The following is a 19,642-nucleotide window of genomic DNA, read 5'->3' as shown; positions in this document are numbered from 1 at the left end:
CCCGCCATATTCCGCCACAACAAACCATTTAGCCCGCACAGGCATCAAAGAACAGAACAGAGGCCCCGCATGAGCAAACGCAAAGGTATTCTATTGGCCGGAGGCACCGGCAGCCGCCTGCACCCGATCACCTACGGTGTGTCCAAACAGTTGCTGCCGATCTACGACAAGCCGATGATCTATTACCCGCTGTCGGTGCTGATGCTGTCGGACATCCGCGAAATTGCCATCATCACCACGCCGCAGGATCAGGAACAGTTCAAACGCATGCTGGGCGATGGCAGCCAATGGGGCCTGCACCTCGAATATATCACCCAGCCCAGCCCGGACGGGCTGGCACAGGCCTATACCCTGTGCGAGGCATTTCTGGACGGCGCCCCCTCGACGATGGTGCTGGGCGATAACATCTTCTTTGGCCATGGATTGCCGGACAAGTTGGCGCGGGCAGGGGACAAGGCCCTCGGCGGCACGGTTTTTGGCTACCGCGTGACGGATCCGGAGCGTTATGGCGTGGTTGATTTTGACGACAACGGCCAGGTGCGCGAAATCATCGAAAAACCCGCCAGGCCCCCCTCGCCCTATGCGGTGACGGGTTTGTATTTCCTCGATGGCTCCGCGCCGCAGCGCGCGCAGACCATCACCCCCTCGGCGCGGGGCGAATTGGAAATCACCTCTCTGCTGCAAACCTATCTCGAGGACGGATCGCTGGAGGTGGAACTGATCGGGCGCGGCTATGCCTGGCTGGACACAGGCACCCACGGCAGCCTTCTGGATGCCGGCAACTTCGTGCGCACCCTGTCAGAGCGGCAGGGCCAGCAGGTGGGCTGCCCGGAGGAAATCTCGTGGCGCAAGGGCTGGATTGATGATGCGGCCTTGCAGGCACAGGCCGCACTCCTAGGCAAAAGCGGCTATGGCACCTATCTGGCGCGGCTTCTGGCAGAGGGTTAATCCCGTGCCAGAAGCGCGTGAATCTTATCGGCCAGAGCCTGTGTGACCCCTGCCCCGGTCAGGCGCATTTCCCCGGGTTTGAATGTCACGGACACCTCATTGGAAGGGGCAGGCGACGGCCTGGCCGGTTTTGTGCCTTTCGGGGCGGCAGCGGATGGCTTGTCCGTCAGCGCTTTGGCCAGAAGTTGTGTCTCTTCCTCGGCAAGCTCTGGCTGCGCCTTGCGCAAACGGTCACGCAGGCGAGGGGCAAACTGTGGATCGGCCGTGATCCGCGCGGCCAATGCCAGCCCCGCCCGCTCGGTCAGGGCATTGGGATGGCTCAGGGCCGTGCCCAGATGCTCAATCACCGGCAGGAAGCTTTTGATCTTGGAACGCTTGGCCCGGCTGGCCGAGGCAAAAAGCCCTTTGAGGGCCTCGGATTCAGAGGGAAAGACACCGGCCGCGACCGCACTGCGCACGATATGGGCGCGCTCGAAATAAGACAGCCCCACACGGATCTCGTTTTCCTCGACCATGGCGGTATAGGCCTGTGCGGCGTCCGAGGGCTGGCGCACAAAGGCAAGCACCTCTGACGCCGCCCCTGTCGTCTCGGCGAGGTCGCGCAGGGCCTGTACGCGGCGAAACCCCGAGATCAGCCCATAGCGTCCGGATCCGATCTCCACGACCTCGATCGGGGTTTGCTGGCCGCGTGTGCGCAGAGAGGACTTGAGCGTATCCATTTCACTGGGATCAAGTGCCACGCGGTCACGGGAAAGATAGTCACAGGCCACCGCATCAAGCGGGATTTTCTGCGCCATACGCCCCTCGGCGCGCGCGGCCATCATCTCGGCGGCGACTTTTTCCAGCGCGGCCACGGCGCTGGCCTGGCCTGCCACATCGGCAATCGGGGCGCGGCGGCCGGGCATGATACCGGCGGCGCTATCACGAGACGGGGTGGCGGGTGTATCCGCAGCGGGGCTGACGGTGCCCGGTGCGGGGGCGATCAGGCGTTTGCGTTTGGCCATGGCAAAGCTCCTGTTAAAGTCTAATCAAGGCGCTATCATCCAGAAACAGAGCAGACGCCGGTTAAAGTTTGCCTGCCACAGCGGACCTCAGGGCAGGGGATCAGCCTCCTTTTGCCTGACGCATCCATGCCCCGATCAGCAACTTCTTGAAGGCTGCGTAGGTCGCATCAAATGTCTCACGCCCGCGGGCATAGGTTTCACGGTTGAAATCGCGATAGTCGGCCTCGTAGATGCCGTTGACGCTTTCGCCGGCCTGCCCGATGAGCGCGGTGAAATCCTGCCGGTGCGGCGAAAGCGTGGTGCCCAGATAGGCCTGCATCAGCGCCGCCATTTCCGCCTGCTGGGTGCTGTCGAACCGTGTGACCACGGCGCGCACGGCATCCCATTCGAATGCCAGCTCATCCAGTCCCAATGCGCGGGCGGCGATGTTCTCGCTGTCCTCGATGCTGGAGAAGGTTGCGTGCAGCATGTCAAAGAAACGACCCGTGGAATCGAACTCGAGGTAAGACGCCCCAAGCGGCACCAGCAGGATATCGGCGGCGGCAAGCCCGTTGATCGTGAGATAGCCTAGGGCAGGGGGCGTATCGAAGAAGATGATGTCGTACTCGTCAAGCACCCCGTCCGCTTCAAGCCGGTCGGTCAGAGCATCCCACAGCCGCCAGCCGCGTGCGGACATGCGCCAGACCGGGATCTGAAACTCGGCCCAGTACAGATCAAGCTGGGCGCCAATGATATCTATGTTTGGCCAGTGGGTTTTCTGGATCAGGTCCTGTGCGGTGACTTTTCGGGCCTCGCCCAATGTTTCGTCAAGCGGCAGGGGGGCATCGCCGCGTGCTACACGGGCGCGGTTTTCGGATTGCAGGTGTTCGCCATAGTGGCGTGCAAGCAGCGGAAATACGGTGGACCATTCATCCTTGACCTTCCCGCCGAAGATCGAGGTCATGGAGCCTTGGGAATCGAGGTCGATCACCAGCACCTTGTAGCCGTCCAGAGCGGCCGACATGGCCAGATGGGCCGCGGTTGAGGTCTTGCCCACACCGCCCTTGAAGTTGGCCACGGCAACCATTTTCGCTGGCAGGCCTTCGGGACGGAAGGGCAGGTATTCCTTGGCCTTCGATCCCTCGGCCCCGAAATGCGCGCGCAGCCGCATGACCTCGTCGAGGGCAAACCATTTGGCGCCGCCTTCGGTTTCCGAGCGGCCCTGAGGCAGATCGGGATTGGCCTTGAGCACGCGCCGGAAATGGGCGGTGGCGACGGGGATCAGGTATTTGGTGATTTCCCACGTGGAAAACAGCCGGAGCGATTTGCGCCCCTCCTCGCTGAGCCCGCGTGCGGACAGATCGGCCATGCCCCGCGCGCAGGCCTGCGAGATGGTCTGAAAGTCGCCTGCCTGGGTGGGCGGTCCCAGTTCTGCAAGGGCTGCATCGGGGGCGATGTTGAAATAGGGAGGGCGTGTCATGAAAGCTCGATATGCTGTGTTTTCACCTGAATACCACAAAAGGCGGCACATGGAAGCTTTTAGATGATTTTCCTGTCTTTTCTAAGCAAATTCAACCCGATTTCCGGCTTTTTCGGGGCTTGTTGAATGGAAAGAGCAAAATGATCCGAGTTATTTATATGTTATATTTATAGTTACGTGTCAGGGCAATTTTCGCAAACCTTTTGAATCTAAGCTGAATTTTGATCTTCAACGGGACCAGATGACTCTAAAACCCCGATAAGGTGACTCTGATCCCCCGATGCAGCGATTCCGATCCCCCGTTGGGGCGCTGGACAGGGTTGTGGATAACTTCTAGGGTGGTGTGACTGAAACCACGTTGTTTCAGAGACTCTAAAAGCCCTGCCAAAAGGGCGTGAGGAAGGGGTGTGTCACGTCAGTGAGTACCTCCGTGAGCAGAGGATACGCCGTGAGCAGAACCGGCATGACAGCGTCCGGTGGGCTTTTGCCGGATCGCCACCCGACCGATGATTTTTTCGTCTGCGATATATTCGATGCCGTGCCCAAGGATGACATGGCCACGATGGAGCATCCGGTGTTCTCGCTGGCGACACGGCCTGACAGGCGGATACTGGAATACGCGCACAAGGGGACCGAGATCACGGTAACGCCCTCCGTGCGCGGTTTGGCCACGATCCATGACAAGGACATCCTGATCTATTGCATCAGCCAGTTGATGGCCGCGCTGAATGCGGGGGGTACGATTTCGCGGACACTTACGCTAAGGGCGCATGATCTTTTGGTTGCCACCAACCGCGAAACTTCGGGCGATGCCTATCGGCGGCTGCGTGAGGCCTTCGAGCGGCTGGCAGGTACGCGAATCACCACCAACATCACTACTGGCGAGATCGAGACAACCCGCGGGTTTGGCCTGATCGAGAGCTGGGAGATCGTGCGGCGCGCGCGCGGCGGGCGGATGATCTCTGTGTCGGTGACGATTTCGGAATGGCTGTTTCGCGCGGTCATGAACAAATCTGTTCTGACGCTGTCGCGCGATTATTTCCGCCTGCGCAAACCGCTGGAGCGACGCATCTACGAGATTGCGCGCAAGCATTGCGGTCGACAGCCGGGCTGGGTTGTGTCGGTGGATACCCTGCTGAAAAAATCAGGTTCCAATTCGCCGCGCAGGGTATTTCGCAAGATGCTGCGGGATATGATCGTCGCCGACCATCTGCCTGATTACGAGATGGTCGAGGAAGAAGGCGACAAGGTTCGCTTTAGCCGCCGATCCGTGGTGGTGGATGAGATGACGCTGCCGCAGGTATCACCGCGCGCCCTCGAGGCCGTGCGTGCGCTCTGGCCGGGCTGTGACGTTTATGCGGTGGTGGCGGAGTGGCAGGCCTATTGGATCCGCTCGGGGCGGCCACAGTTGCGCGCGGCGGATGCGGCCTTTGTGGGGTTTGCAAAAACCCTTGTCTCCCGCGACAAGGGTTAACCCGGCAAGGGTTGGTCGGGCAGGCGTCGATCGCCAGATCAATGTGATAGAAGGTCGAGGCGGGCATATTGGCAGATGTCAGCGCCCCTGTCGTATCCTCAAAGCAGTAGTGCCAGCGTATGCACCCGGTCTGACTTATTTTGAGCCCGACCAGAGGTCGGTTTCGGAAACACCGGCGTGGAGTAAGTCAGTGGGTGTGACAAATGGCGTTCCTGGCCGAATGGCGGGGGTGACATTGCCACGTTATTTGCACCCTGCCGAATTCGGCCTGACCCAAACCCGTCAGGCGGTCATCTCGAGTGAATAGGCGCCCCAGAGATCGAAGGCGTCAGCTCTGGCGTGGCGATAGGATTTGGCGGTGAGGCGATAGCTGCGGGGAGGGCCCGCCAGAGCCAGAACTTCTCGCCATTGATTGGAACTACGACTTCATCCAAGTGCCATTTGTCACGGGTGCCTAGTCTGTCGCGCTTGATACAATCGGCGAAATGACGGTCAAACCGGTTCACCCAGTTCCCGACGGTCTCCCGGCTAACCATAACGCCACGTTCGGCAAGCAGATCCTCGACATCCGCCGCCAGGGCGCAAACCGATGATACGCCCAGACCGCATAGGCGATGACCGCGCGGGGAAAACGGTAGCCTTTGAGGTGAGGCATCGTGCAAGGTATCTTCATCCTCGCTGCCTATGTGAAAGCCGGAGGGCAAACAAGTTGGCAATGCCCTGTGTTCGCAGCCACGCGAAGACGACGAAGAGGCGATTGAATATCTAGACCGCATTGGATTTCTTATAGCCTGGGTCGCGCCGCCGATCTGATGGAGGCCGCGCCCATATCCTGAATCCCATATGCGAATCCGCGACGGTCTGACCTGGCCGCCGGGTGATCTGGCGCGCGCGGGGTGGATTCAATGCCGGATTGACGGGGGCAATGGGCCGCCAATGGGCCGCGATACCCGGCGACACTGTCAACGGATGTGAAACACAGTTAATGCGATCAATCACCCTTTCTGTGATGTTTCCCTGTTGACGTGAGGCCGCTTTGGGTCCTTGCCCGCGAATCACGGTTGACGGGGGGAGCGCAGAGCGCGTTATTCGACAATTTTGCACAGAACCTATGGGTCATCCGTTCATTTTGTGAATAACTCTAATATAATACGGGCTTAACATGAATCTGAGTAACATTAGTGGGTCTATATCGCCCTAAATCCGTGCGTATTTGCACACGAGAAGCTCCGGCCACCTGTGTCCGGTCCTCCTGTCACCCGTGTCCGGTCCCTGGGTTGAGTATCAGGCCGCCTCGGCCCAGCCGCCGGGTTTCGGGCATCCGGTTCACGGGGGAAACCGACATAAAATTTTTCGGGCAGAATCCGAGGTCAAACCGCCGTTTTCCGGGGTGGAACGGGTGGAACGGGCTGGAACACGTCTTTCGGGGGGTGTGTTCCAGCACTTTCCGTTATAAAAATAAGGGCTTTCCGGGTTTACTGGAACACTGGAACAGGTATTTCCCTTTAGAGTTATCTAAATGAGATTCAGAATAAAAAACGATATTAAAACGCACGACCCCACCCACGCGGGGAGTCATAAGGATTTTAGGTGTTCCACCCGTTCCGGTGTTCCAGCCGGAGGGTAAAACAGGTCGAAAAAACCGGTGAGTTCGCACGGCGGACGGGATTATTCCCCCTAGATGTGAAAAACCCGCTCCCGCAAGAACGGGTTTCACTTCGATGTTGAAACTTGCAGACCACGACTCGTCAGCCCAAAAGATCGTCTTCGTCGATTTCCGGCTCCCCGGAATGTGCCCCTTAGCCGTGCTTTGTTTCTCCCGAAAACATGATCTTCTGTCTGAAAAACAGGTTATCGCGAACGGGCGTTTTCCAACTATGATCCCGCGAGCGGGAGAAAGATGATTCAATGAAGAAGAGTGGGTTTGCGAGGCTCAGATTGCCTTCGCACTACAGTAGGTTGAAGTCAGCATAAGCATTGAGCGGCTTCCCATTTCCTAGACAGGATTTGACGTAATATAAGCTACTTCTTATGCCCACTGGTTATTATTTAGCGCGGCCATTGTCCTTGTGTATGACGTTCATACTTCATGTAACGGATATATTTGTTTCAGTCGGAGGTTTCTAGTCGTCCAAATTGACAATGGTTCAATTGGACCTTCAATCAAAATGGGGTGATGCCTCGCTCTCGCTTACCGCCGGGTTGCCAGCCTCCCTTGCGGGCCTCAGCAATCAGACGATCCGGATCCGCGCTTGGCAGGGCGACAAGCCCGCTCAGCCGCGTGACGTCCAGTTCCAGAAGCGCCAGCGCATCGGGAGGGGCGGCGCGATAGGTGAACTCCAGGCTGGCCGCCTTCAGCACGTCATCCATCGCGAGGACGCCGGGGTTTGCCACATTGAGCACGCGCGGCAAGCCCAGCCCCGGATCAAGCAGCCCCAGCAGTACATCCGCGAGCGTCACGGGCCCGATATAGCTGCGGCGCGGGCTGGTGCCGTCCGCAAACCGGTCCAGCGTCACGGGATGCCGCGCGGCGGTCCGGAACAGTGTATCCGTGCCCGCGACATTTCCCAGACGCAGACAGGTCACCTCGGGACAGGCGGCCAGTGCCACCTCCATCTCAAGCTTGGCGCGGCCATAAGGCGCGGTCGGAACGCAGGGATCGGCCTCACTGACCCGTGCCGCCCCGGTGCCATAGACCGCCTGCGTCGAGGCGACCAGCACACGCGAAATGCCCGCCGCGCGCGCGGCCCTGACCGCCGCAACTGCGATGTCGGTATTGCGCGCCAGGGCCTTCGCATCATGGCCCGTCACGCCGGCCAGCACGATCATGCCCGAGGCCCCTGGTGGCAGATCGGGGGCAGGCTCCGCCAATATGTCCCAGCTGAAGGCCGTGCCGGGAAACCCTGCGACCGTGCGTCTGTCCGCGCCGGGGCGGTATTGCCAGATGCCACGGGGGGCCGCAGCGGGCCAGACACGGGCAAGCGCTTGTCCCACCTGTCCTGTCGCCCCCAGAATGATCGGTTGTGTCATGCGGATCCCTGATGTGCCGGCTGTGCCAGCTGCTTGAGGATCGCCTGTATGCCGGTGTCCCAATCCGGCCTCTCCAGCCGGAAGACGTGCTGGGTCGTTCCGCAATCCAGCCGGGAATTGAGCGGTCGGCGCGCCGGTGTGGGATAGTCAGCGGAGGGGATGCCGGTCACGCGGCACGTCAGCCCTGCGTGGCGAAACACGGCACGCGCCACATCCGCCCATGCGCAAAAGGGTTGAGCCTGATAATGGTAGGTTCCCGTTTTCGAGGGATCGGCGCGCAGTTGCCGCGCAATCGACAGGCAGGCGACGGCGATGTCATGCGCGGCGGTGGGTGCCCCGATCTGATCGGCCACCACGCTTAGCGTATCGCGTTCGGTGCCCAGCCTGCACATGGTTTTGACAAAGTTCACGCCATGGGCCGAGACCACCCATGAGGTGCGCAAGATGACATGTGTTCCGCCTGCCGCCCGCACCGCCTCTTCGCCTGCCAGCTTGGACCGGCCATAGACATTGAGCGGGGCAGTGGGGTCGGTGGTCTGCCACGGCGCATCCCCCGATCCGTCGAAAACATAATCGGTGGACAGATGCACCAGCGGTATACCGCCCGTCGCACAGGCCTGTGCCAGCTCGTCCACCGCATGGGCATTGATCCGGAAGGCGCGCTCGGGGTCTTCTTCGGCGCGGTCCACGGCGGTATAGGCGACCGCGTTGATCACCGCATCGGGTCGCCGTGCGGCCAGGACCGCCGCAAGCGCGCCGGGCCGTTCAAAATCCGCCTCTGCGCGGGACAGGCATAGCCCGGCCCCTTGCAAGGCAAGCTCTGTTGCCACCTGTCCGGATTTTCCAAAAACCAAAATCATGAAGCCCCGCGTATATCTGGATGCTGACAGGCCAGACTATGCCTGTGCGCGTCCCGCAAGGACAGTCAGAAAGTATAGATCGCAGCGATCAGCTCGGCTGGCCAGTCCAGACCCGAGATCGTGTCACTGTCATAGCCAACCTCGAAAATGAACATGTCGCCTAGGGCTCCGCCGAGCAGAAGGTCATTGCCTGCGCTGTCGAGTGAGTGACAGGTTTTTCTGCCTCGACATCTATGATCTGGGCGCGTGGCCGAGCCAAATCCTGTTGTGATCCGTGCCGGTTGGTGGCGCTTTGACGCCTTGTTTCAGCCGCTGCGCTGGCCGTAGATAGAAAGGTGCGGGGCAGGGCGTACGGCCAGCGGATAGAAACTGGACACGAATATGGATATGGCGGAGAACCGGCCCGGCCCTGATATCACGCCGACCAATCCGCCCGTCGACTGGTCGCCGCGCGCGGGGCTTTACCCGATTGCGGCTCTCAAGGTATTGCGCCGCATGCGACGTGCCATGAGAGGGCCCTCAAATTAACAAGGTTTTACGTAAAACCCCTGCCACGCACCCTACCAAAAGGCTTTCACTTGCTGACAGTAACCCCCACCAACCTGCCCGATGTGGTCATCCTTGCACCCGCCCGCCATGGCGATGCCCGCGGCTTTTTCTCGGAAAGCTGGAGTGCTGCGCATATGGCCGCCGCCGGGCTGCATTTCGACTTTGTACAGGACAACCACTCGTTCTCGACCCGGAAAGGCACCGTGCGCGGATTGCATTTCCAGGCCCCGCCCCGTGCACAGGACAAGCTGGTGCGCTGCGGACGCGGCGCGCTTTACGATGTGGCGGTGGATATCCGTCGCGGATCTGCCACCTACGGGCAATGGACGGGTGTCGAGCTGAGCTTTGAGAACGGGCTGCAACTGTTGGTGCCGGCCGGTTTTGCCCACGGCTTCATGACGCTGACACCTGATTGCGAGATCATCTACAAGTGCACTGACATCTACGCGCCACAGACCGAAGGCGCCGTGGCCTGGGATGACCCCGACATCGGCATCATCTGGCCGCAGGCCGATGCCGCAATCCTGTCGGACAAGGACCGTGCCGCCGCGCCGCTCTCGGCGCTTGACAGCCCCTTTACCTATGAGGCCCGCCCATGAAACTCCTGGTCACCGGCGGCGCCGGTTTCATCGGTTCCGCCGTGGTGCGCACCGCCGTGACGCGCGGGATCGAGGTGATCAACCTCGATAAACTCACCTATGCAGCCTGTCTGGACAATCTGGCGCCGGTAGCCGACAGCCCGCTTTATCACTTCGAGCATGCCGATATCTGCGACCCCGAGGCCCTGGCCGCGATATTTGCCCGCCACGCGCCGAGCCATGTGATGCACCTTGCCGCCGAGAGCCATGTCGACCGCTCCATCGACGGGCCGGATGCCTTCATGCAGACCAATATCATCGGCACCTTTCATCTGTTGCAGGCCGCCCGCGCCGCAGGCGTTGAGCGCTTTCACCATGTTTCGACCGACGAGGTGTTCGGCACGCTGGGGGCGACAGGGCAGTTCACCGAAACCACCCCCTATGATCCCCGCTCGCCCTATGCGGCGTCCAAGGCGGCCTCCGATCATCTGGTGCGCGCCTGGGGCGAGACCTACGGCTTGCCTGTGGTGCTGAGCAACTGCTCGAACAATTACGGCCCCTACCATTTCCCCGAAAAGCTGATTCCCGTGGTGATCCTGAACGCATTGGCGGGCAAGCCGATCCCGGTCTACGGCGACGGGTTCAACGTGCGCGACTGGCTGTATGTCGAAGATCACGCCGATGCGCTGTTGCGCGTGCTGGAGGCGGGGAAGACCGGGCGCAGCTATAACATCGGCGGCGAGAACGAGCGCACCAACATCGCACTGGTGCGCCACATCTGCGCGCTGCTGGATGCCAAGCGCCCCAGGGATACGGCCTATGCCGACAAGATCACCTTCGTGACCGACCGGCCCGGCCATGATGCACGCTATGCGATCGACCCGACCCGCATGCGCGATGAGCTGGGCTGGCGACCTTCGGTGACCATCGAAGAAGGGCTTGAAAAGACCGTGGAGTGGTATCTGAACAATGCCGACTGGTGGCAGGCGCTACAAAACCGCGCCGGCGTCGGCGTCCGGCTGGGCAAGGGATAGGCGCGCCTGGGGCGAAAAATCAGCCATTCATTAACATAATAACCATTACACGCCAGATGGCTGTAGCTGGGTGCGCGCTACCTTCAAGTGATACTCCTATTAGAAAACAATGAGTTATCTAATGAGGAGATTGTGCCATGGGATCCGTTTATCTCCCTTTAGAGTAGGAAAGCTTTCTACGAGCTTTCAAGGCAAAAGCAGAACAGGCCCTTTAGGTCGAAGAACCTCAATAAGAGCTCTGCGGCACCAATCGAACCTGCGAAACATCTTTGCTTTTCTAAAGCCTGTCCTTTCATTGCGAGAGCCATTCAACGGAATTCTCCTAACACAGAGCAAACTCGCACTTGTTGATGCAAAGTTACTTTTTTGTACCAACATTCGGATCACAATGTCTCGGATAGCGATACACATGTATTTTTTTAGTTGACGCAGCGCTGCTACCCCGTATTCCTACTCGCGACATGACAAGAGGAGGTGTTTATGTCCTTTTTTGCCAAAGCTACTTTCGTCGTGGGCGCTTCGCTCGTGGCATCTAGCCTGTCCGCACAAGATCTGACCGTCCGCCTAGGCCACGTCACACAGACAAGCCATCCGTTCCACATCGGCGCCCAGATGTATGCGGATAAGGTCTCGGAGCTCTCGCAAGGATCGATCAAAATCGAGCTCTATCCCGCCCGCCAGCTGGGCGATGACCGTCAGTTGCTGGAAGGAATTCAGCTCGGCACCGTCGACATGGCGGTGATCTCTTCGGCCATCTTCGGTGGCGCGACCCCACTGATGGACTCGCTCCAACTGCCGTTCCTGATCACGGACTACGCGCAGCTGGCCGAGGCCTTCACCTCTGACGAGGGCAAGGCGCTGCTAGACGGGCTGTCCGATATCGGTGTCGCGGGGCTGGGCTACTACGAGGGCGGACAACGCCACTTCCTGTCCAAGGCCGACACTGTGACAATGATTGACGATTTCAGCGGTCTCAAAACTCGCGTCGTTCCTGCAAAATTGCACCTCGACATCTGGCAGGCTATCGGCGTCTCACCAACCCCAGTCGCCTACGGAGAAATCTATTCCTCGCTCCAGACCGGCGTCTTGGACGCGACCGAAATCAACATTACTTCCGTCGAGGGCGAGAAGCTCTATGAGGTCGCCGACAAGCTCACCCTGACCGGACATTATTTCTGGCCCGGTGTGTTGGCGGCAAACCCCGGTTTCCTCGACCGGATCACAGAAGGGCAGCGCTACATCCTGATCAAGGCTGCCGAAGAGACGATTGCTCCCCAGGTCCAAGCCGCCTCGGAGCAGGACGAGGCCGCACTCACAATCCTCAAAGAACAAGGCGTCGAAATCGCGGACTTTGCAGAGCTCGACACGATGCGCGCTAAGGTAAAGGACGTCTCGGCCAGCTATGAAGCACTCGACCCGCGGATCAAGGCCTTCGCCGACGCTCAGCGCTGACACGCCCGCCGCGCGTCGTACACCGGCATGCGGCACCGACCACTCCGGAGTTCCGAAAATGTCTGACACCAGCACCCTATCCCTTGTCGAAGTCGGGATCGAACCCAACGCGCCGCTCACCCTCGACGGTGCCGAAGACCGGATGGTCTTCGTGGCCGAAGGCAGCCTCACCACGACCGACGACACGCACATCCGCCGCAACGAACGTCACACCGGGATTCATGCCATCGGCGGATCCGTCCTGACGGCCGAGGCCGAGGGCACGCGGCTCTGGATCTGGACGATCAGCGCGGGCGAGGCTCCGGCCATCGAAGGTGGCCGCGAGCTCATGTCCCGCCCCCTGCCCCTGATCGAAGGTTTCGATGGCGGTCAGGTCGTCATGCGACTCGACCGCGTCGACTTCCCTCCAGGGGCGGCGGCGCATACCCACGTCCATCCCGGACCCGGTCTGAGGGTCGTTTTAAACGGCAAGATCGGCATTCAGCAGGGCGAGGCCGACATCATCTGGATGGAACCAGGCGAACCGTGGTTCGAACTCGGCCCGAAACCCGTCTTTGCCCCGACAACCGAAACAGAACCGACTGCTTTCATCCGCTGCCTCGTGTTGCCGATGGAATGGCGCGGCCGAAATACGATCCGCTACATCGACCCCGCCGACAACGAAAAGCCGAAGTTGCAGAAGTACTACCGGTTCTGCGATGCGGTCGTCGAACTCCCTGGCCCTCTCAGTCAGGACTGAAGACAGCATGACCGTCCTCAGACAAATCAGGCAGGCCTACATAAAGGTCATGTGGTCGGCGGCCATTTTTGCGATGGCTGCGCTCATGGCGATCTCGGTTGCACAGGTCTTCTGTCGCTACGTTCTGGGTTTCTCACTGATCTGGTCCGAGGAACTGAGCCGCGGGATCATGCTCTGGATAACCTTCCTCTTTGCCGGTCTCGCATACGACAAGGGCGAAATCATCGCTCTTGAGGTGCTGCGCGAGATCATTCCGCGGAAACTGGCGCTTGGCCTCCTCCTCCTTGGCAATATCGCGGTGATCGTCCTGCTGGTGCTGCTGATCAAGGCTGGATGGACCTATGCCAAGATCGGCGGGCGTCAGATAATGCCCGCGCTCCAGGTGCAGCAATTCTGGGTCTACGTCTCTTTGCCCGTCGGGTTGGGGGTCTTTCTGGCCCATTTCGCGCTGCGCAGCATCGATACGCTGATGCAGCTGGTGTGCCCAACCCGCTCCGGGAATGTGACGACATGAACGTATTCAGCTTGTCTTTCCTTGTATTCCTAGTGATAGGCGTGCCGATCACAATGGTGCTGGCGTTGGCTTCGCTTGGATACATCCTGGTGACTGGACAAATGCATTTGCTGGTGGCCTTCCCGCAACGGATCATCGCCGGCGTCGACCAGTTCGTTCTGCTGACCGTGCCCCTCTTCATCCTTGCGGGCAACTTGATGAATGCAGGGGCTATCACAGACCGCATCATCAGCTTCTGCGAGATCATCGTCGGACGCCTGCGCGGCGGATTGGCGCTGGTGAACGTGCTGGCTTCGACGCTCTTCGCTGGGGTGTCAGGTTCGGCCGCCGCCGACAGCGCCGCCCTGGGCACCGTGCTGATACCTGGCATGCACAGGGCGGGGTATTCACTCACCTTCTCGGCCGCAATCACCGCCGTCAGTTCCGTCATCGGCCCGATCATCCCGCCCTCAATTGCCATGATCGTCTACGCAGTCCTGTCGGGCAATTCCGTCGCCGCGCTGTTCCTCGCATCAATCGTGCCCGGCATCCTGATGGCGCTCGGCCTGATGGCCTATGCGCTGGTGATCGCGCACCGCCGGGGATATCCGCGCGCCGACCCCGTGACCCTTCGTGAAGGGGTCCGGGCGACCGGTGGCGCGCTGCCCGTCCTGATGCTGCCGCTTATCATCCTCGGCGGTATCCTCGGCGGTGTCTTCACGCCAACCGAAGCCGCGGCCGTCGCCTCCGCCTATGCGCTGGTGATTGCGGCCTTCGTCTACCGAACGCTGACCTGGCAGAACTTCACGCGGGCGATGTACGATTCAGCGCTGACCACCTCGGCTGTGCTGCTGGTGGTGGCCATGGCTTCCATCGTGTCCTTCGTCTTCTCCATCGGTCGCATTCCCGACCAGGTGCTGGGATGGATTCTGTCGATCACCGACAACCCGACTTTGATCCTGCTCGCCGTCACTATGGCGCTACTTGTTCTCGGCGCCTTTCTCGAACCAATCGGAGCGCTGATCCTAACGGTGCCGATCCTCATGCCACTTGGCGCGGAACTGGGATTGGACCCGATCCACTTCGGTGTGGTCATCGTGCTCAACCTTGTCATCGGCCTGTCGACACCGCCGGTGGGCCTGTGTCTCTTCATCGTCTGCGCCATCTCAAAAGAGCCGCTCGGCCGGGTCAGTGCCGCCGCGCTCCCGCAACTTGCCGTCTGTATTCTGGTCCTGCTTCTGATAACCTTCGTGCCGGATCTTGTGACCTTCCTGCCTAGACTGGCAGGCTACGGAGGATAGTTTATTGACAGAAGACGGCCGGAACCCGCCCCAGAACGGACTTCAGACACTCGCCACGGGTATCATGATCCTGGAAACGCTGTCGCGGCGCGACGAGGGCATCGGGGTTAGCCAGTTGGCGCGGGAGATCGGGATGCCCAAGGCCAAGGTTCATCGCTATCTCACCACCCTGCGCGACCTAGGCTACCTCGAACAGGATCCCGCCAACGATAGCTATCGTGCGGGCTGGGGGCTGTATCTTCTGGCCCATGACACGCAGGCACATTTTAGTCTCACGCGGCGCGCTCGGCCGATCATGACCCGGCTCAGCGAAGCGGTGCAGCTGACCGTCGTGCTGTCGACCTTCACGTCAGAAGATTTTGTCGTGCTGGACTTCGTAGTTCCCCCCGCGCCGCTCGAAATGGGCCTGCGCGCGGGATCGCGCTTTCCGCTCAACTCCGGCGCACAGGGTAAAGTCGGGCTCGCGTTCGGTCCGGCGGAATGGCGCAAGGGTTTTCTCGACCGCGACCTGCCCGCAGTGACCAAGGCGACGATCACTGATCCTGCCACGCTTTCGGCCGAACTTGACGACGTCCGTACGCAGGGCTGGGCCGCCGCCCCCAGTCAGCTGTTCGTCGGCATCAACGCCGTCGCCGTCCCGGTCTTCGGCCATGACGAGATGCTGGCAGGCGCGCTTGCCGTCGTTGGGCTGAACTCCGCCCTGCCGTCCAAGCCCGGCGAGAAACTCGTTAGCGCACTCAAAGGTGCGGCCAACGAATTGTCACGCAGTCTCGGCTTCGGCCTGACACTGCCCAAAAGAACCTGACATCAGAGAGGACCCCACATGCTCAGCGACGAACAAAGACAGGCCGCAGCCGACGCGATCCTCGACGCCGAAAGAACCCGCGTGCCCTGCGTTCAGCTGTCGAAGCAATGGCCAGACATGACGCTCGAGGACGCCTATGATGTGCAGCGCCGCTGGACCAGGGGCCGCTCCGAGCGGGGGGCTAGGGTGATCGGCCGCAAGATCGGCTTGACCTCTCGTGCGATGCAAATGGCCTCGAATATGACCGAACCGGACTACGGCGTCATACTCGACGACAGCCTGTATCACGACGGTGCTCGCATCGCTGCGGGTACCTTCATCAAGCCCAGGCTGGAAACGGAACTGGCCTTCGTGATGGGGCGGGATCTCGCAGGCTGCGGCTGCCAGATGCATGACATTCTGGCCGCCACCGACTATGTCAGCCCGGCACTCGAGATCATCGACTATCGCACCGAAGTACCCCGCGCTATCGTCGACACCATTTCCGACAATGCCGCCTATGGGGCGATTGTCCTGGGCGGGCGGATCGTGCGCCCCCTCGATATCGACCTGCGCTGGCAGGCCGCCACACTGTCGAAGAACGGCGTGATCGAGGAAAGCGGCGTCTCTGCCGCTATCATGGGCCACCCGGCGGCAGGCGTCGCCTGGCTGGTCAACAAGCTCGCCGATCAGGGCGACGGACTGAAGAAGGGCGACATCGTCCTGGGCGGGTCCTTCACTCGGCCGATCGATATAGCGTCGGGCGACGTGGTCTTCGCCGATTACGGTTCGCTCGGGTCCATTGGGGTGAGCTTCGAATAGGCACGCACGGCGCAGGAAGGGCACGAATATGACGGATCTGACACGCAACGCCTTCAAGGCGGGTCTGGCAGAAAAGCGGCTTCAGCATGGGCTATGGGCCACGGTCAACGACACGTTGGTGGCCGAGCTTTGCGCCGCGCAGGGATTCGACTGGATGCTCTTCGACACGGAACATTCGGCGCTTGATCCGCTGACGGTCCTGCCACTGCTTCAGGCCGTGGCGCCCTACCCCGTCTCGCCGGTCGTGCGCCCCGGGTCGAACAACCCGGCCGAGATCAAAAAGCTACTCGACCTCGGCGCCCAGTCGGTCCTGATCCCGATGGTCAACACTGCGGAAGAGGCACGGGCGGCTGTATCCGCCGTGACTTACCCTCCCGAAGGCATCCGGGGTGTATCAGGCCTGACGCGAGCCACACGCTTCGCCTCCATCCCCGGCTATCACAAGGCCGCTCGGAGAGAAATCGCGCTGATCGTTCAGGTCGAGACCCTTCAGGCTCTGGACAACATCGAAGAAATTTGTGCCGTTCCGGGTGTGGATGCGGTCTTTGTCGGCCCTGCCGACCTCGCCGCCGCCCTCGGCCATCCGGGAGAGGCCTCACATCCAGAGGTTATATCCGCCACGCTCGAAGCCGTGGCGCGGATCGTGAAGGCTGGCAAACCGGCCGGGTTTCTCTCGCTCGACCTCAGCTTCTGCGACGCTGTGGCGAAGGCCGGCGCGACCTTCATTGCGCGGGATGTAGACATGGCGGCACTCAAGCGCGGGCTGAAGGATCGCGTTTGAGGCCCCTGGTTAGAATCGACGTGATCAAAGGGCGTGGTCGTAAGGAGCTGCGTTTGATTGCCGACGTCTTACACAATTGCGCGGTAGAAGCCTTTTCCCTATCGGTGCGCGATCGATTTCAGATCATCACCGAGCACGAGCCGCACTTGATGATAATTCAGGACGTCGGCTTGGGTTTCGACCGCAGCAACGATGTCGTCGTCCAAATAACCTCAACACCCCGATCGCTGGCCGCGCGCAAGAAATTCTACGCCTTGGCTGCCGAGCGTCTGTAGCTAACTGTAGCATCGCCCCCCAGGACCTGGTGGTTAACATAATAACGGTCTCGGAGAGTGACTGGTCCTTTGGCATGGGTCGTGCACAGTTCCTGACAGCTGAACTTTAACTTTTCCTTGGGCCGGAATGGGCAACATATTGCGGCGCCGGCTCGGTTTGCTTGAGGTTCATTGTGATACCCACCGCTTTAGAAAAGAGTATGCGCGGTTATGTCATGCCAATGGTCCTAACAACTCCTCGATAAAATCCTCCTGCCGATCGAGCGCCTCCTCCCATTCTTTCGGCACAGCCGCTTCCCGCTCGAGCATCTCCGGCTCGGGCTGCACGCGCCCGGCCTCCATCGCCATCACGCTCATCGCCCGCGCCTCGCGGCGCTGCGAGCGATCCCGGACAGAGCCCTGCCCATCCGGGGCACAAAGCCCAGGCCGCACGTGCTGCAATAGAGCACGGGCGCCTGCGCAAAGAGCGGCTCACGCCGGACAGGTTTGCGTCTCTCCTGTGAGGGGCGCAAACCCGGTGGGCTCGGATTTATAGAACCACTGCGCGCGCCGCAGCGGGTCATACCGCATCAGCCTCTGGTACAGCTTGTCTAACACGCCGCTCAGCAGCCTGTCCTCAGGCTTGCCTGACCCATTTCCGCTTGTCGCGCCGCACCTGTTCCACGGCTAGGGCCGCCACATCTGCGGCAATGCCCAGATGGTGACCGGAGAACCAGATGCCTTTGACGGTGGCGCCGAACTTTTCCATCGGGTTGCGGATTTCAAACAGGCAGACATCCTCGAAAGCCACCGGATAGCCGGAGGTACAGCCCTAGACCACCAGATCCTTCGCGCGACCGCGCTCGGCGTAGAACCTGACCAGTTCTACTATATCGCCACCGGTGGACATCCCGGTCGAGACATGGATTTCGCCTGCGTAATGCTCGCACAGATATGCACCTTGGAAAACAGCGAAGCACCCTGCCGGGGCGGGGAAGCGTTTGACACCGGCGGCATGTGATGACTACCAGCGTACCTATGAAAACTGCTCTTGTTACCGGCGCGGCCGGCTTTATCGGATATCACCTGAGCCTGCGCCTGCTGGACGCGGGATGGCAGGTGGTTGGCCTTGATTCCCTCAACGCCTATTACGATCCGGTGCTGAAACAGCACCGGCTTGATCAATTGCTGGCGCATGCGGCCTTTGTGCCGGTGCGTGGCAAGCTGGAACAGCCCGGCCTTTTGATGGAGGTCTTTGGGGAACACCGCCCCGACCGGGTGATCCATCTTGCCGCCCAGGCCGGTGTGCGCCATTCGATCGAGGCCCCGCGCGATTACCTTGAGGCCAACCTGATCGGCACCTACGAGCTGATTGAAGCCGCCCGCGCCTGTCCGCCGGCGCATATGCTGATGGCCTCGACAAGCTCGGTTTATGGCGCGAACCCGCAAATGCCCTATCGCGAAACGGATAAGGTCGACACCCAGATGTCGTTTTATGCGGCCACCAAAAAGGCCAATGAGGCGATGGCGCATTCCTATGCGCATCTCTACGGGTTGCCGATCACCATGTTCCGGTTCTTTACCGTCTATGGCCCTTGGGGCCGCCCGGATATGGCCTATTTCAAATTTACCCGCGCGATTTTGAAGGACGACCCCATCGACGTCTATAACAACGGCGAGATGCGGCGCGACTTTACCTATATCGACGATCTCGTCACTGCGATCCTCGGATTGGCCGAGTGCCCCCCCGGGCACGTTCCCGTCGGGGATCACGACAGCCTGAGCCCGGTGGCGCCATTCCGCAGCGTCAATATCGGCGCCAGCCAGCCGGTGGCCCTGATGGATTTCATCCAAGCCATCGAAAAGGCGATCGGACGCGAGGCCCGGAAAAACATGATGGGCATGCAGCCCGGCGATGTGCCCGCCACCTGGGCCGAAACCCGGCTTTTGCGCGACCTCACCGGGGTTGAGATGACCACGGATGTCGAGACCGGCGTAAAGCGCTTCGTGGAATGGTATCGCGGGTATTATGACCTTTGAGGCCTGTCCGGGCACGGGGCCGACCCGCGTCCGCTCGAAC

General features: G+C 60.6%; 18 protein-coding genes and 2 pseudogenes. 13 read left to right on the top strand and 7 right to left on the bottom strand.

All coding sequences use genetic code 11. The features are described 5' to 3' along the window. Positions 1 to 69: 69 nt before the first annotated feature. On the top strand, positions 70 to 948 hold the full coding sequence (rfbA, locus tag QZ522_RS00990; protein WP_294606540.1) for a glucose-1-phosphate thymidylyltransferase RfbA: 879 nt from the start codon (positions 70 to 72) through the stop codon (positions 946 to 948). On the opposite strand, the gene QZ522_RS00985 is transcribed toward rfbA, so the two are convergent. Both QZ522_RS00985 and QZ522_RS00980 read right to left on the bottom strand, forming a co-directional pair. Continuing rightward, a complete protein-coding gene (locus QZ522_RS00985) occupies positions 945 to 1,952 on the bottom strand; it encodes a ParB N-terminal domain-containing protein (RefSeq protein ID WP_294606539.1) in 1,008 nt (335 codons plus the stop codon). The two genes, rfbA and QZ522_RS00985, sit on opposite strands and share 4 nt — an antisense overlap. Positions 1,953 to 2,052: 100 nt before the next feature. Next, positions 2,053 to 3,411, bottom strand: coding sequence for an AAA family ATPase (locus QZ522_RS00980; RefSeq protein WP_294606538.1), 1,359 nt, complete (start codon positions 3,409 to 3,411; stop codon positions 2,053 to 2,055). Between the two features lie 463 nt (positions 3,412 to 3,874). Here QZ522_RS00980 and QZ522_RS00975 point away from each other — a divergent pair, with 463 nt between their 5' ends. Continuing rightward, positions 3,875 to 4,885 (top strand): replication initiator protein A, encoded by a 1,011-nt coding sequence (locus QZ522_RS00975; RefSeq protein WP_294606542.1) that lies wholly within the window; start codon positions 3,875 to 3,877, stop codon positions 4,883 to 4,885. Between the two features lie 282 nt (positions 4,886 to 5,167). On the opposite strand, the pseudogene QZ522_RS00970 reads toward QZ522_RS00975, so the two are convergent. The 3 genes and pseudogenes from QZ522_RS00970 to rfbD form a co-directional block, all read right to left on the bottom strand. Continuing rightward, a pseudogene (locus QZ522_RS00970) lies at positions 5,168 to 5,558 on the bottom strand (hypothetical protein). A gap of 1,490 nt (positions 5,559 to 7,048) precedes the next feature. Further along, the gene (locus QZ522_RS00965) at positions 7,049 to 7,915 is read right to left on the bottom strand and encodes an NAD-dependent epimerase/dehydratase family protein (protein WP_294606537.1); all 867 of its coding nucleotides are present in this window, start codon (positions 7,913 to 7,915) and stop codon (positions 7,049 to 7,051) included. Continuing rightward, entirely contained in the window at positions 7,912 to 8,775 is an 864-nt protein-coding gene (gene rfbD / locus QZ522_RS00960; RefSeq protein WP_294606536.1) for a dTDP-4-dehydrorhamnose reductase, read from the bottom strand. Before rfbD ends, QZ522_RS00965 begins: the two co-directional genes overlap by 4 nt. A 581-nt stretch (positions 8,776 to 9,356) precedes the next feature. On the opposite strand from rfbD, the gene rfbC reads away from it, so the two are divergent. From rfbC to QZ522_RS00910, 10 genes are all read left to right on the top strand, one after another. Then, entirely contained in the window at positions 9,357 to 9,923 is a 567-nt protein-coding gene (rfbC, locus tag QZ522_RS00955) for a dTDP-4-dehydrorhamnose 3,5-epimerase (RefSeq protein WP_294606541.1), read from the top strand. Continuing rightward, a complete protein-coding gene (gene rfbB, locus QZ522_RS00950) occupies positions 9,920 to 10,936 on the top strand; it encodes a dTDP-glucose 4,6-dehydratase (RefSeq protein ID WP_294606535.1) in 1,017 nt (338 codons plus the stop codon). The genes rfbC and rfbB overlap by 4 nt, the downstream gene beginning before the upstream one ends. A 480-nt stretch (positions 10,937 to 11,416) precedes the next feature. Continuing rightward, positions 11,417 to 12,388: a TRAP transporter substrate-binding protein gene (locus tag QZ522_RS00945; RefSeq protein ID WP_294606534.1), complete on the top strand. Its 972-nt coding sequence runs from the start codon at positions 11,417 to 11,419 to the stop codon at positions 12,386 to 12,388. Positions 12,389 to 12,446: 58 nt separating this feature from the next. Next, the gene (locus QZ522_RS00940) at positions 12,447 to 13,127 is read left to right on the top strand and encodes a hypothetical protein (RefSeq protein ID WP_294606533.1); all 681 of its coding nucleotides are present in this window, start codon (positions 12,447 to 12,449) and stop codon (positions 13,125 to 13,127) included. Positions 13,128 to 13,134: 7 nt separating this feature from the next. Continuing rightward, complete coding sequence (locus QZ522_RS00935) at positions 13,135 to 13,641, top strand: TRAP transporter small permease (RefSeq protein WP_294606531.1); 507 nt, start codon at positions 13,135 to 13,137, stop codon at positions 13,639 to 13,641. Next, positions 13,638 to 14,921 carry a TRAP transporter large permease gene (locus QZ522_RS00930; RefSeq protein ID WP_294606528.1) on the top strand — a complete coding sequence of 428 codons (1,284 nt, stop codon included), beginning with the start codon at positions 13,638 to 13,640 and terminating at the stop codon, positions 14,919 to 14,921. The genes QZ522_RS00935 and QZ522_RS00930 overlap by 4 nt, the downstream gene beginning before the upstream one ends. Before the next feature lie 64 nt (positions 14,922 to 14,985). Continuing rightward, on the top strand, positions 14,986 to 15,726 hold the full coding sequence (locus QZ522_RS00925) for an IclR family transcriptional regulator (RefSeq protein ID WP_294606526.1): 741 nt from the start codon (positions 14,986 to 14,988) through the stop codon (positions 15,724 to 15,726). A gap of 18 nt (positions 15,727 to 15,744) precedes the next feature. Further along, complete coding sequence (locus tag QZ522_RS00920; protein ID WP_294606524.1) at positions 15,745 to 16,527, top strand: fumarylacetoacetate hydrolase family protein; 783 nt, start codon at positions 15,745 to 15,747, stop codon at positions 16,525 to 16,527. 28 nt (positions 16,528 to 16,555) lie between these two features. Then, on the top strand, positions 16,556 to 17,308 hold the full coding sequence (locus QZ522_RS00915) for an aldolase/citrate lyase family protein (protein ID WP_294606522.1): 753 nt from the start codon (positions 16,556 to 16,558) through the stop codon (positions 17,306 to 17,308). Further along, entirely contained in the window at positions 17,305 to 17,583 is a 279-nt protein-coding gene (locus QZ522_RS00910; protein WP_294606520.1) for a tautomerase family protein, read from the top strand. Before QZ522_RS00915 ends, QZ522_RS00910 begins: the two co-directional genes overlap by 4 nt. A 213-nt stretch (positions 17,584 to 17,796) precedes the next feature. Here QZ522_RS00910 and QZ522_RS00905 read toward each other — a convergent pair whose 3' ends face one another. Both QZ522_RS00905 and QZ522_RS00900 read right to left on the bottom strand, forming a co-directional pair. Next, positions 17,797 to 17,940 carry a hypothetical protein gene (locus tag QZ522_RS00905; RefSeq protein WP_294606518.1) on the bottom strand — a complete coding sequence of 48 codons (144 nt, stop codon included), beginning with the start codon at positions 17,938 to 17,940 and terminating at the stop codon, positions 17,797 to 17,799. 259 nt (positions 17,941 to 18,199) lie between these two features. Beyond that, positions 18,200 to 18,379: pseudogene (locus tag QZ522_RS00900) on the bottom strand (N-acetylneuraminate synthase family protein); the annotation flags it as partial. Between the two features lie 221 nt (positions 18,380 to 18,600). On the opposite strand from QZ522_RS00900, the gene QZ522_RS00895 reads away from it, so the two are divergent. Next, the gene (locus tag QZ522_RS00895; RefSeq protein ID WP_294606516.1) at positions 18,601 to 19,602 is read left to right on the top strand and encodes an NAD-dependent epimerase/dehydratase family protein; all 1,002 of its coding nucleotides are present in this window, start codon (positions 18,601 to 18,603) and stop codon (positions 19,600 to 19,602) included. The last annotated feature ends 40 nt before the right edge of the window (positions 19,603 to 19,642 follow it).

Source organism: uncultured Roseovarius sp., from assembly GCF_913054395.1.
Taxonomy (GTDB): domain Bacteria; phylum Pseudomonadota; class Alphaproteobacteria; order Rhodobacterales; family Rhodobacteraceae; genus Roseovarius.
Note: the sequence above shows the minus strand (reverse complement) of the source record. Positions and strands in the feature narration are given on the sequence as shown.